Below are 13,005 nucleotides of genomic sequence, written 5' to 3'. Positions count from 1 at the left end.
TGACGCGGGCGCCGGCAAATCCCACCTGGCCGGCCGGTGTCCCCGGGGCGAGGCCGGCCAGGTGATCACCTCGACGGTGAAACCGTGACGAACGAATTCACAGCAACGACCGACGGAAGTATCATGAGGATAGCTACGGCAACAGCACTGACAGCCAGCGGATTAGCAGTCGGTCGACTGTGGGCGGGCTATCGCCGGCAGCACGATGCGCCAACCGGCTACCACGCTCCGCCACTGTATCTCGAAGGTTTGGATTCCGTCCCGCTCGTCGGGTATGTCTCACGCATACTCGACTTCGTCGTCAGGCCGGTGGCGATGATCGACAGAGCTCTCCGCCGCCACGGCGAAGTGGTGAGTATCCGAGTCCCGGGCCGGTATGATTTCATCTTCCTCAATTCGGCGAAAGCCTACTCGACTGTTCTGTCGTTACCGGCCGAACACGGCTCGGCGGGCCCGATCCTCGGGCTGGTGCCCACCGTCGGATTGTGGTTTCCGCGGAGGTCCCACGATCACGACACGCTCGAGAGCCTCGTGTTGGCCGGGAAGAAAATTCTGGCCGGCCTACTCACCCCGGACCGTGCCGCCCAGGTAACCGCGATGATCGGGCCTGTGCTCGACACTCATCAACAAGAGTGGCCCGTGGTAGCCGATCTATCCGAACGTTTGGTCCCCGCTGTGTACGAGATCGCCGGTCGATTCTTCGCGGGCGACGCCTTCTGGGATCGGTTCGGTGAGGAGCTCGTGCCGCTGTTGCGGACGATCGCCGATGGTATCGATGTTCCTCGGGCCACCGTCGCGACAACACCCCTGCATCGGATGTTGCCGGAGTATCGCGCAAACGGCGAACTGGTCCGGGTAATAGACCGCTGCATACGTGAGATGCCGGATTCTCCGCTGGTCGAGACGATCCGTGAGGCGGGCACCGACGAACGCGACGTGCGCTGGATGTTGATGTATATCCTGTGGAATGCCGTGACCTACCCCGGGAGCTACACCCTGTGGACACTGGTAGATATACTTTCCGATCCACGTGTGCACCACAGCGTCCACAACTCGCCCGATCGCGGTGAGTATCTCGGTTGGTGTCTGTGGGAGACAATACGCCTCAACCCGGTTTCGACCTTGGCCCGGTGGCTGAAAAAGCCACTGACCTACACCGCTTCGGACGGAACACACTACTATCTTGCGGCCGATAACGTGGTCGGAGTATTCCCGGCAATGCTCAACAAGGACCCGGATCGCTGGCCGGAACCGGAACTGTATCGACCGGAGCGATTTGGAGACAGCCCGTCGCCGCGAACGAGTCTCTTCGGTACAGGACCATTCGGCTGTATTGCCGGGGAGTTCTCCCGCCTGCTCATCAGCGGAGTCTGTGACCACCTCCTCACTCAGAACTCCCTCGAACTGGTCGGCCCGGTTCCGGAGCGCAGATGTCGGGTCCATCTGACATACCCCTCCGGCCCCGTGTTCGTCCGTGTCACGGCGGCGCAGAACGACCATATCGTCGGAACCGGGCCCGCGTGCCACCGATAGCATGAGCACAGACAGCTGGTCTCAGAAATTCGCAAGATCTTCGAGCCGCCACGCCGACACCGACGGCATCCTCGGATAGGGTGGTGGCGCGGCCCGAAATTCACGTGCCGCATACCGGCTTGAATCCGAGATAGTTGCGCGGTCTTCGTGCTCGTCGGCAGATGCCGAGAGGTCACCGGCCAGGATTGTTTCTCGAGCCATCTTTCGCATGAAGTATCCTCGAATTCGAGCGCACTCGCGACTATTTCATTCGGGCTTTCGCTGTCTTCCCAACCCTACATCCGGAAGTACACTCAACATATTGTCAATTCACCTGTGCCTCGCCCGCCCCGGTGGTCCGGGCACTCGGAGCATGCCGAGACTCGGCTGGTGCGGCCGGGTCGGCGCGGCCCGGGCGCGATAGATCGACGCCGCGGTCGCTATTGAACCAGGGGAAGGCGGACCGCGACCCGCAGCCCGCGTGGTTGAACGGATTCGATTGCCAGTTCACCCCCGTACCGGTTGGCGAGTGCCACCGCGATGGGCAGGCCGAGGCCGGTACCCCCCGCAGTCGCGGACGCACCGCGGAAGAATCGGTTCACCAGCTGATCCAATTCCTTCGGCGCGACGCCTGCCCCGTCGTCGGCCACCGCTACCCGCACAGTGGTGGCCGAGGGTTCCACGGTAACCCGGCTGTGTGCACCCGGCCCCGCATAACGGGAGGAATTACTCAGAAGCACATCCATGATCTGTTCCAGCGCCTGGGCCGGTATCGCGACCGCCGTCAGATCCGGAGTCGCGGACGAATCGAGGTCCAGCGTCATCTCGGCAGCCTCGAACGCCGGACGCCACTCCTCCACTCGATCCTTCACCACCGGGCACACACCACATTCGCTGGGCCAGTCCGCGTCGGGGTGGGCGGCGGCGAACCCGGTGGGGGTTTCGGCGACCGCCAATCGGAGCAGTCCGTCGAGGACCGCAGCGAGCCGATCCACTTGATATTTGGCGCGCTGATACGCGGCAGTGCCTTCTCCGGGAATGAATCTCTCGAGAGATTCGAGTCGAATTGCCAGGGCCGCCAAGGGGTTCCGGATCGCGTGTGCGGTATCGGCAACCAGCTGCCGTTGGGCATCGACCGATTCCGTCACCGCGCGAGCCATCGTATCGAACGACCGCGCGAGGGCCCGGACTTCGGGCGGTCCACGGTAGTGCCGCTGCATGACGGTGGGTACCGTGCCCGCCACCGGTCTGGGTAGCGAGCCGGTGAGGTCGCGCAGCGAACGCGACAGCCGCCACAGCGGGCCCAGTATCCATCGGCTCACCAGTACAGCAACCAGGGCGAACACTGCCATGGCGGTGAAGGACAACAGAGCAATTACGGTATAGCTGTCTCGGATGTCGCGTTGGGCCGTTTTCGTGGAAGCCTCGATGAGCACCGCACCGTCCACCCGAATACCGCTGCCCACGGGGAGCGAGACAAGCATCGCCGACGGCCCATACAGATGCAACCGCTCCGGAGGCTGCCGGGGGTGCCGGTTGCGCCGTGCCTCCGTGAGGCTCGCGACAACAGCGGGATCATCTGTCGCAACACCGGTATTGGCTACTTCCCGGCCCGCGGCGTCGACCACGATCACGCGATCGCCATACAGATCACTGTAGCGCTGCATGGCCAGCATCAGACTGCTCTGATCTCCGGTGGTTATCGCTCGCGCTGCAAGGTCACCGAACCACTCAGCGTCGACATACCGGCTGAACCACAGTTCCTGAGTACGTGCGGTGGCCGAGGAGACACCCCATGGGACGGCAAGACCTGACACAGTCAGCGCCGCCATCACAACCAATATCGCGACAAGTCGATTACGCATCCGGGCCCACGTTCACGGACCCCAGCGGTAGCCGAATCCACGGATGGTGGTGATCAATCCAGGCCGCCCGAGCTTGTTCCGCAAGGTCGAGATGTGCACATCGAGCGAACGTGATACCGCCAGAAACGCATCACCCCATACCCTGTCCATCAGCACTTCCCGGCTCACCGCGCACCCCGGTCTGCCGACGAGGACTTCGACCAGCTCGAATTCCTTGTGAGTGAGATCCACCCGGGTTCCGCCGGTGGTGACCGTCCGCGCAGTGAGATCCACCCGGACGTCACCGGTGACAACCAGCGCGCCCGGCCCCCCCTGCTCCACGGGAGACGCCCGGCGCACCACGGCCTCGATCCGTGCCATCAACTCGGCGACACGTGGTGGTTTCACCAGATAGTCGTCCGCGCCGATCCGCAGGCCGCGGACCACACTGCGTTCATCGTTGCGCGCTGTCAGGATGACGACCGGGACCGTACTCACTTCACGAAGTTTGCGTAGTACGTCCAGCCCATCACCGTCCGGAAGTCCGAGATCCAGGATCACCGCGTCGTAGCTTCGATGCCCCAGCAGCAGATCGGCGCCTCGCGTCTTGCGCTCCGCCCGGTACCCGTACTCGCCCAGGATCTCGACCAGTGCGGCGCCGACCTCGTCGTCGTCCTCGAACACCCCGATGCGGATCCGCCGGTCGGGCATCGACACCCCGAGGCCAGGACCGCCTGTCGTCTCTCTGGTCACGAACACATCCCCCTTCGCACCGGTCTGGGGCGTCCGCAGAGCCCGACCGTTATTCCGACGTCCATCAAGTCCAACCTTCCTGGTCTCGACGTATCGCCACCCATGCCATCGAACTATGATCAGGGACCTCATTTCAAGGTGTCACCGAAAGTTGTCCGCTACTTGATGTCCCCCGACCTGCCGCCGCGATCAGTGGCCGCTGGGCGCTTCCGGCAACGAGCAGCCCGAAATGTCGGCTGTCTGTACCGGCAGCGGATTGTCCACGAACCGCATGCGTCCACAAAGAACCTGGTTGTTCGGCTTCGAGGGATCCTGAGAACTGCAAACTCGTGGGTAATCATTGGCTACCGCGGATTGCTGCGCTAGTCTTTCTTCTGATACACCCACTGCCAGTTCCACGGTGGCAGTGGTTCGATGGATTTCGAGGAGCGCAACGATCGATGTTCGGCAGCGCTGCTCGTGCGCCGATAATCACTCGGCGGCAGGTTCTCGGCTACTCAGCGGCAACGATTGCCTACCCCCTGGCAGGTTTCGAAGTTTCCGAGCCACCCAGTATCCGCTTGGGTTCCGGGCTGCCGGGCGACCTGTTCCACGACTTCGGAGCTGCGCTGGCTGCTGAATCACGCCGTTTCCCGGCCATTCGGATCCGCGATGTTTCGACCACCGGGTCCGTGACAAATCTCGAACTGCTCGAGTGCGGTGCCCTCGACGCCGCACTGAGCCTCGCCGATACCGCGGCAGCCTTCGATACCAGGGCACTCGCGATCGGCCGGCTCTACGAGAGCTATATCCACCTGGCCGTGCACGCCGACAGCGGCATTCAGAAGATAGTCGACCTTCGAGGGGCCAGGGTGAATGTCGGCGTGTCCGGTTCGGGCGCCGCGGTGACCGCAGAGCGAATGCTTCGCAGCGCCGGCCTCGAAGCGGGCATCGATTTCGGCGTGGACCGGCGTGCGCTCGTAGAGACACTTCCGGCGATCCGGTCGAGAACGGTCGATGCTCTCATCTGGGGCGACGGCATACCCACTTCGGGTATCGCGTCGACACCACACTTGCGAATGCTGGATCTCGGTGATCAGGTGCAACCGATGCGTGATCGATTCGGCTACTCTTACGATCGGATCCCCGTGCCTGAGAACGTCTATCCCGGAAACTCGGGATTCGAGACGATCGGCGCACCGGTTCTGCTGCTCGTCGGACGCCATGTCAGCGATCGCACGGTGCTCGCTCTCGCCGAACTCCTCTTGCACGACAGCGACACACTCGTCCCGGAACATGTGCGCGGCGTCCAGTTTTTCGATCGGCGCTGGCTGGTGAACACCGGCGCCATTCCACTTCATCCTGCCGCAGCCGCCTACTACCGAAGCCAGCACGGCTGAACCCCGATATCGCGGAGCCGTTGCATGATCGGGTTTCACCGCACGCTCGAAACGCGCCACCCGGGCGGTATCGTCGGCGGCGACAGAAATATGGCCCATAACGGCCATCAGGGTGGGCAGCAGCTGGTCGAACAGCGGAACCATCCGATCCCGCTCGATGTCCGGGCAGGCGTCACAGAGTTCGATCGCGCTATCGAGCAGATCCGCAGCGATCAGATCCGTACCCCACTACACCATCCTCGCGGTCGGTCGATTGCCTGCACGAGACCGAGCGCGCCGATCGCCGTCATCGGCCGTCCGGCCACACCGCTCGAGTCAGCCCGGGATCGGCCGGGCTTGACCTGCCACGCCATCCGCGCCCGGCGCAAGAGCCCCATAGGCCCCCGCGTACATCACTGTCGACGGCGGCCCGGAGCGAGGCGAGCGCGCCCATGGCGGTGGTTTGCTGACTCCATGCCACCAGCGGATACCACGGTTTGCGGGTCAGCATCCGGGTGATCGCACCCATGTTGTCCGCAAAACCGCTCCGGGCCGACCCGGGATGCACGGCCACCGCGATCGCAGGTGCACCGAGGCATAGCAGGTGCGTTGAGGATGTCAACGGATCCCAAATTCTCCTCTGCCCGCCTGCGCACCGACACCCCCGGTTCTAGCCTGCAACCCGTGGTATACATACTCCGCCGACCGCGGGACAGACCCTTTCCGGTTCGAAAGGTGATCGACTTAGCTACTCGGCCTGCCGAATTCATCGCTACTCGGCAAAGCGACTCCGAAAGTTCCGCTACCGCAGTGCGGTAGTGACGCCGACCGGCTGTGGCGGTGTGCCCGGTCGACCTCGCGCAAGAAGTTCTGAGCAATAAGGATTGAATATTCATGTATCACAGCGTGCCGTTCACCGAACCGGGAGCATACGAGCCCTCGGTACTCGCCAGCTACTACGACAGCCTGCACTTCTCGGACCTCTCGACCATCCTCGACAAGAGGACCGGTATGCACGCGGTATGGCGTTACGACGATGTCGAAAAGATTCTCAACGGCACCGATCCGGCCGTGTCCAGCCGGAATACCCTCGATCCCCTGACCCCGTTTCCGAAGTTCGCTACCCACCTGAAGGCGATCCCGCACATCGCCCACCTGGCCACCGTGCCCAAGGCCATCAACAACGCCGCAAAGGCCACTCACACAACCGTCATGAAGGCGATGTTCGCTCGCCCCCGCGGGCTCACCCTGCGTCCGGACTCAACACGTACGAACTTCGGCGCGATGATCAACCGGCGGGCCGAAGCCGCCGCCGACGCCCTCGCGGCCGCCGCCGCCGGCACCAGTGGCGCGGTCGATTTCGAGAGCGTTGTCGCCCGCCCGTTGGCGTCGGGTTCGATCAGTGAGTTACTCGGATTCCCAGCGGAGGAAGAAGGTCGGATCAAGGCATGGAGCGACGCCCATGTCGCCCTGCTGGCTCGCATCATCGGACGTCGCGACCGAGTCGCCAACATCCGAGGGCTGGCCGACCTCTCCCGTGGCTGTCGCCGGCTCGTGGCCGCCCGCGCGAAGGAACCCGCCGAGGACCTCGCCAGCCATCTTCTGGCGCAGGGCCTGGCACCCAAGATGGCCGCGTCCGCCCTGATGACCGTCATGGTCGCCGGTTATTCATCAAGCTTCGGCGGACTACTCAACAGCACCCGGTACCTGCTGTCCGATGAAGGCCGCGAGCATTGGGATATGCTCCGCGAACCCGAACGGGTGCCGGGTATGGTGGACGATATCCTCCGCAAGGAGACCGGCGTGGTCGCGTGGCGGCGCTATGCCGAACACGACGTCACCCTCGCCGCGGGTTCGGTGGTCCCGAAGGGTAGCTCGATCTTCGTCATGATCGGTGCAGCCAACCGCGATCCGCAACGATTCCCGGATCCACATGCTGTGCTGCCCGAACGCCGGGAAAACAACGGCACCAAACCTGTCACCTTCAGCGCCGGACCACACCAGTGCGCGGGGCGCGAGTTCGCCAAGCTCGCGATCACCACTGCATTGACCACACTTCGCGATCGGTTCCCCGATATGCGCCTGGTATTGCCGGACAACGGCATCGGCTACGCCCCCGACTACATGCTGCGCACCCCCCAATCCCTGCCGGTGGTGGTCTGACCCCGAGCAGCACGAACGCCGCGGTGCCGCGAACAGCTCCCCGGAGGTGGCAATGGGCACTCGATCACGCGCGGAAGCACTCCCGGCTACCGCGGCCCCGACCGCAATTCTGTCTGCCGAACGCCGTCCCGGAGCTGTCCTGCACGCAGGGTCGGGTGCCGCGAATCGTCCGAGAAACTTCCGGTGCGCCGTTGCCGGAGAACGGAAATCGATCCCGATCGCCGGATACCGGCTGTACAGGAAATCGCACCGGATACAAAAATCGAAACCTGCATGTCCTGAATTGTATGGAAGATGTCGCATCAGGTCGTACCGCACCAGAAAGCACTCCGTTAGATTGAGTTTCTCAATCGGCGGAATGCGTTCTGCAGTGATCGGAAACTTCGAGGAATCCGCCGGGATCACCGCCCCTCTGGGACATACCTGATGACGACAAATTGTGATGGAATCTCTGCCACCACGACCGACCGAACGTCCGCAAGAGATACAGCAGATCATTCTGCCGTCAGCTCAGTAGTAACGGACGAGCCCGCGGACAAGGCCGTGCGGCACGCCGAGTCTGCTGCGGCTCGAACCCGGCAAAATCACGGCGCGACCGTCCCCGATTCATCCACCGGGCGACGAGAAGCCGCAACAGAAGGAATCGGCTTCCTTCGCGATCACTCCGCTGCGCTACCCAGCGCCAGCGCACTGATCTGCGCATTGGCCGGGCAATACGTCAGCGGATCGGTCTGTCTCCGCGCCCATGAACTTGTCGAGATCCACCATCGAACGCGAGTGGATACCGCTGCACCGGAACAACTTCGCTCACGTCGCACCGAACTGATCCGCTTACTCGATCGCTGGGCACAACGGCTTCCGGCTGCGTCACCCGGTGTCGGCGCACATCCACAAAGCCTCGGCTGCCTCATCGACCGGATGGCCGAGGCGGCTGCCCACGCCTTCCATCTGCTGAGAACCGACGAAATCGGCGGCGACCGTATGCACGCCGCATGGACCCGGCTCGCGGAACTCGAACTCGAGTATGCCGATCTGGTGCGGGATATCGCAGCCGGAAGCCGCTACCTCCCAACCGAGACACGCAGACAGTGATCCATGGCCGGGGAAAGCCCGCGCGCCAGGAACTATTCACTGTCTCGGATCACGCTTCCCGGCCGGCGCGTTGTCGTTCCGGCAGCAGCACGCCGCGGCTTGCGCCACATTCACCCGCCCGCCCCGAGGCCCGATACCTACCGGCGACGAGCCGTCGACCAAGTTTCCGGAACCTGATGCCGATTCCCACTCAGGCGCCGAGTGGCTGAACCCATCCTGCTCCGCGAACACGATCTATCAAGGCCCGCAGAGAGTCCGGAACCGCAGAGCCGTGCCAGGCGACGTACTGGTCGGGCCGAATGAGAAGCAGCGAGCTACGGTAGCGTTCGACCGCCAGTGACGACAGCAGTTCGAGAACTTGCAACGGCAACCCACAAGTAGTCGCCGCGCGTACGATCGGCTCCGGATCCGGCGCCTGATCACCGATACGCAGCAACGTGAAATCGCGTCCCAGCCGATCGTAGATCGGGATGCCGTCCTCCAGGACGAGATGCGGGAGCCGCGCACCCGCGGTAATGGACGGTTGATATTCCGCGACGGTGAACTCGGGGGGACGCCGATCGGCGGCGATCAGCGGCGATCCGTAGTAGTGATAGCCGAAACTGAGACCCGCCGGGGTGAACTGGCCGCTGTCCGCGGCCGCCACCTCGCGGCCGAGCCGCTGCCGCGAGGCGATCCCGGCGGCATTGTCTTCCTCGTTCACTTCGGCACTCACCAGGTGGAGCAGGCCCTTGCCGATTCCGGTGGCGAAACCGGAAACAGCTTCGGCGACCGGCCGTCGCTCGGCATCGTATGCCGCGAGCAGGTCCGGCCCGGCCCAGCCCTCGTGGACCGCGGCGAGCATCCAAGCCAGATGCATCGCCTCGTCGATGCCGATGTTCATTCCCATACCCGCCATCGGCACCCACAGGTGCGCCGAGTCGCCGGCCAGGAATACCCGTTCGCTGCAGTATCGTTCGGCGACGAGGCGTCGCCCGGTCCACCGCTCGACCCCCAGCACCTCATGGGGTGTCCGATGCCCGATCGCCTGCGTCAGCAATGATCCGGGGTCGATCCCGGTCGTATCGGTTCCGGCGGGGTAGAACGCATGGATGAGCCAACGATCGTTTCCGTCGACGGCGACGGTCACGCACAGTACGTCCCCGTTGACCGACCATGTCATCCAGGCAGGTGGACTCACCAGGTCCGCGAGTTCCGGCGCACGGTAGTACGCGGTGACGGCCTGCAGCACCGTTTCGTCGCCGGTCAATGCGATTCCCAGCGATTTACGCACGGTGCTACCGCTACCGTCGCAACCGACGAGACGATCGGCGGAGACGGTCCAGGTTTTTCCGGTGGTCGTCGAGCGCACGAACGCGCGAACACCGCGGTCGGTCTCCTCGAATCCGTCCAGTCGACTGCCGCGTTCGATGCGCACATGCGGAAAGTCCGCGCTGCGCTCCAACAGAATGGGTTCGACGTAGAGCTGCGAAATCCGATGCTGCGGCTCGGCGGTCGGTCCGCCGTGGCCGGATCCGGCCGCGGCAAGTATCCGGGCCGACGACGGCAGAGCGATGCGATGTAGTTCCGGGCCGCAGATGCGGGTGCGATAGCTGACGTCGGTCGGATAGTCCGCGGGCAGCCCCGTGGATCGAATCCGACCGGCAATGCCCAGCTTCCGGAAATGCTCCATCGACCGCGCGCTGAACGAACTCGCCCGCGGAACCGCCGGCGACCGATCGGTCTCCTCGAGCAGTAGGCATGGCACATTCCGACGCCCCAGCTCCAGAGCGAGAGTCATCCCCACCGGACCGCCGCCGGCGATCACTACCGGTACGTCGTTCACCGACCGGCCTCCGCACTCGCTGCGCTGCGATCGCGCGCCGCGATCTCCATGATCGCCATGGAACTGTAGGAAGCCGTCGTCCGCATCCAGACGAGCGTGAGATCCGCGGCGTCGAACAATTGCTCGAACTCGTCGCGGGTGCGTTCCCGGCCGGTGAGGGCCGCAAGCATCATGAGATCCAGTGACCACACATAATGTGGCGTATTTGGCGGAGGGGCGATACTTTCTGCGACCAGTAGCCGGCTTCCGGGCGACATTGCCTCACGGCATCGGCGCAGGATGCGGATACATTCGTCATCGTTCCAGTCGTGGAGGATATGTTTGAGGACGTAGAGGTCGCCGTCAGCAGGAACGGATTCGAAGAAATCCCCCGCCTCTATGGTCCAACGACCCGCCAGCTCCGGGGTATCCAGTAGGTGGGCGCCGAGCACGGGCGCACGGTCGTACAGCACGCCCGTGGCCCGAGGATTACGGGACAGCAGCAGTGACAGCAGGCCGCCCCGGCCACCGCCGACATCGATGATCCGGCGGAACTCGGATCCGTCGAAGGTGTCGGCGATCGCGGAATCCTGTGGCGCGGAGTAACTCACCATTCCCGCGTCGAAGATCGCGGCAACATCGGGATGCGCGGCCAGATGTTCCCACAGCGGGACTCCGAAGATCTCGTCGAGGCTGGAGCTGCCGCGCTGGAGGCTCGCACCGAAATTGCCGGCCGCCTGCCAGAACATCGGCTCGGTCAGAAAGACCACGGCGTCGCGTAACGATCGTGGCGCTCCGGTGAGCAGTCGTTCGGCAGCCGCGGTGAGATGGAACCGCCCGCCGCCGTCCTCGTAGAATATCCCGGAGCCGGCCAGGAATCGCAGGGTCCGCTGCAGACCGGTGGCGTCGACACCGGTGAGGTCCGCCAGTTCCGCTGCCGTCCGGGGTTGCTGTGCGATGTGGTCGGCAATATCGAGCCGCACTACGGCACCGATGGCAGCGCTTGCCAGGAATCCCATGGTCAGGGAGAGAACCGTGCGGTCAGGGGCGGGATCGTGGGATCCGATATCCATGATGATCGTCTTTCGCAGTGGATCTGCCGGACGCGCTTCGATCGATCTCGCCCACTCCGTCGCCGGTCGGTCGAGCGGTGGGACCGACAACCGGACGCTTGGAAGTCACCCCGCCCGCACGGTTGCCGTCCGATCGCCCGGCCGGCAACCGTGCCGCTCTGCGGAGCGATTCCGATAATTCCGTCTGCCAACTATTTTCGCACGCCGAGCATTCAGACTTTACAATTGCTTCGGGTTGGGGGGGTGCACGGCCCGCCGGGTTCGGGGTGGGTCGCAAACGTCCGGCGGTGCGCACCACCATCACGTAATCGGCAGGGAAAACACTGCGGAGAATCCGTAATCAATTGGCATTCAATCTGTTCCGATACGTGGCGATGAATTACGGAGTCGATCCCCGCATTTCGAGGGTGACCACATTCATCACCACAACAGATGATCTCACCCGGGAATTATCGGAAATTAATCAACGGATTGTTAAATCCACTCGGTGCAAATGCACAAGGCGTCCGGTATGGATACTATGTCACCGCAGCCACCACCGCCCGGAGCCGGGGGTTCTTCGGGAGGTGGTGGTTCTCTCCCCCCAGATACCTTGCCCGGACTACATCGGCCTCGTCCGGGGTGAGTTCGTCCAGCGCGCGGGCGAACCGCTCCGCATCGGGACGCGCCTTCGCCACCGACTCGCGTAACGCCGACTCTTCGTTTTCCGGAACGGCGGCAGTACTCGTCCGCTCTTACTCCGCGGCCTCGGTAACGTGATTCGGCGACTCCTGCATCCGGCTCGCCAGTTCTCCAGGCGTAGGCCGGCCGGCTGCCAGGTATTTCGGCCGCAGCAACTTCTGCTCCGTGGGTCTCTCGATCGCCCCCCGTCAACCGCAGCACGTATGGTCTCGTCGGAAGCCCGTAGCAGCGCTTCAGGATCGAAATCTTGTGGTACTCGCCCCGCGGGTAAATCCATCAGCGCTTCCATACATCTGGCGACCCAGCGGATTCGTCTCGAGCGTGCTGGAGCCGGTTGCCGGTGGGCCGGCAGTTCCGCCTGGGCACGTTCCAGCTCACGTACCCGCTGCTCATAATCCAGCAGGCGGAGCCAGGCACCCGTCACCGTGTCATAGACGTACACCTGCCCGCCGACATTCTTCAATGCCAGGGCATGCGCGCCCAAACCGTTGCTTGTCGTCTCGAACTCCTCGACACCCAGCGCGTACCCGCTGAGCAGGACCTGAGCGGCCAGTGCGCGGAGCGTCCCCACGCCGTCAGGTCCCGGATACTCCTGGAACTTCGGGCCTTTCAGCGCCCACTCCGCCTGCGGTTGGGTATATCCCGGCAGTCCCGTTCCGTCTTTGCGCAGGGCCTCCCGGTCGACCACCTCGTCGGGCAGTACCTCCACAGACTCTTCGAGGCAC

The 13,005-nt window shown here is 63.8% G+C and carries 9 protein-coding genes; 4 read left to right on the top strand and 5 right to left on the bottom strand.

Features of this window, described 5'->3' with window-relative positions:
- Positions 1–351 precede the first annotated feature (351 nt).
- On the top strand, positions 352–1,533 hold the full coding sequence (locus tag NS6_RS01140; protein ID WP_168443380.1) for a cytochrome P450: 1,182 nt from the start codon (positions 352–354) through the stop codon (positions 1,531–1,533).
- Positions 1,534–1,952: 419 nt separating this feature from the next.
- Here NS6_RS01140 and NS6_RS01135 read toward each other — a convergent pair whose 3' ends face one another.
- Together NS6_RS01135 and NS6_RS01130 are read right to left on the bottom strand one after the other, a co-directional pair.
- Positions 1,953–3,344 (bottom strand): sensor histidine kinase, encoded by a 1,392-nt coding sequence (locus NS6_RS01135; RefSeq protein ID WP_245669084.1) that lies wholly within the window; start codon positions 3,342–3,344, stop codon positions 1,953–1,955.
- A 45-nt stretch (positions 3,345–3,389) separates the two neighbouring features.
- Positions 3,390–4,052 carry a response regulator transcription factor gene (locus tag NS6_RS01130; RefSeq protein ID WP_068036009.1) on the bottom strand — a complete coding sequence of 221 codons (663 nt, stop codon included), beginning with the start codon at positions 4,050–4,052 and terminating at the stop codon, positions 3,390–3,392.
- Positions 4,053–4,549: 497 nt separating this feature from the next.
- Between NS6_RS01130 and NS6_RS01125 the strand changes: the two genes are divergently transcribed.
- The 3 genes from NS6_RS01125 (at position 4,550) to NS6_RS01115 (ending at position 8,722) form a co-directional block, all read left to right on the top strand.
- The gene (locus NS6_RS01125; protein WP_084470514.1) at positions 4,550–5,488 is read left to right on the top strand and encodes a TAXI family TRAP transporter solute-binding subunit; all 939 of its coding nucleotides are present in this window, start codon (positions 4,550–4,552) and stop codon (positions 5,486–5,488) included.
- 873 nt (positions 5,489–6,361) lie between these two features.
- On the top strand, positions 6,362–7,630 hold the full coding sequence (locus tag NS6_RS01120) for a cytochrome P450 (protein WP_068035347.1): 1,269 nt from the start codon (positions 6,362–6,364) through the stop codon (positions 7,628–7,630).
- Between the two features lie 777 nt (positions 7,631–8,407).
- Positions 8,408–8,722, top strand: a complete 315-nt coding sequence (locus NS6_RS01115; protein WP_068035345.1) for a DUF4254 domain-containing protein — start codon at positions 8,408–8,410, stop codon at positions 8,720–8,722.
- A gap of 190 nt (positions 8,723–8,912) precedes the next feature.
- Here the strand turns inward: NS6_RS01115 and NS6_RS01110 are convergent, their stop codons facing one another.
- The 3 genes from NS6_RS01110 to NS6_RS34490 form a co-directional block, all read right to left on the bottom strand.
- The gene (locus NS6_RS01110) at positions 8,913–10,547 is read right to left on the bottom strand and encodes an FAD-dependent monooxygenase (protein WP_084470513.1); all 1,635 of its coding nucleotides are present in this window, start codon (positions 10,545–10,547) and stop codon (positions 8,913–8,915) included.
- Positions 10,544–11,599: a methyltransferase gene (locus NS6_RS01105; RefSeq protein WP_068035343.1), complete on the bottom strand. Its 1,056-nt coding sequence runs from the start codon at positions 11,597–11,599 to the stop codon at positions 10,544–10,546. The genes NS6_RS01110 and NS6_RS01105 overlap by 4 nt, the downstream gene beginning before the upstream one ends.
- Before the next feature lie 518 nt (positions 11,600–12,117).
- Positions 12,118–12,276: a hypothetical protein gene (locus NS6_RS34490; protein ID WP_157112571.1), complete on the bottom strand. Its 159-nt coding sequence runs from the start codon at positions 12,274–12,276 to the stop codon at positions 12,118–12,120.
- Positions 12,277–13,005: the final 729 nt, after the last annotated feature.

It is taken from the genome of Nocardia speluncae NBRC 108251, assembly GCF_001613245.1.
Classification (GTDB): domain Bacteria; phylum Actinomycetota; class Actinomycetes; order Mycobacteriales; family Mycobacteriaceae; genus Nocardia; species Nocardia speluncae.
The sequence above is the reverse complement of the archived record's forward strand: the minus strand, read 5'-3'. Positions and strand labels throughout refer to the sequence as shown.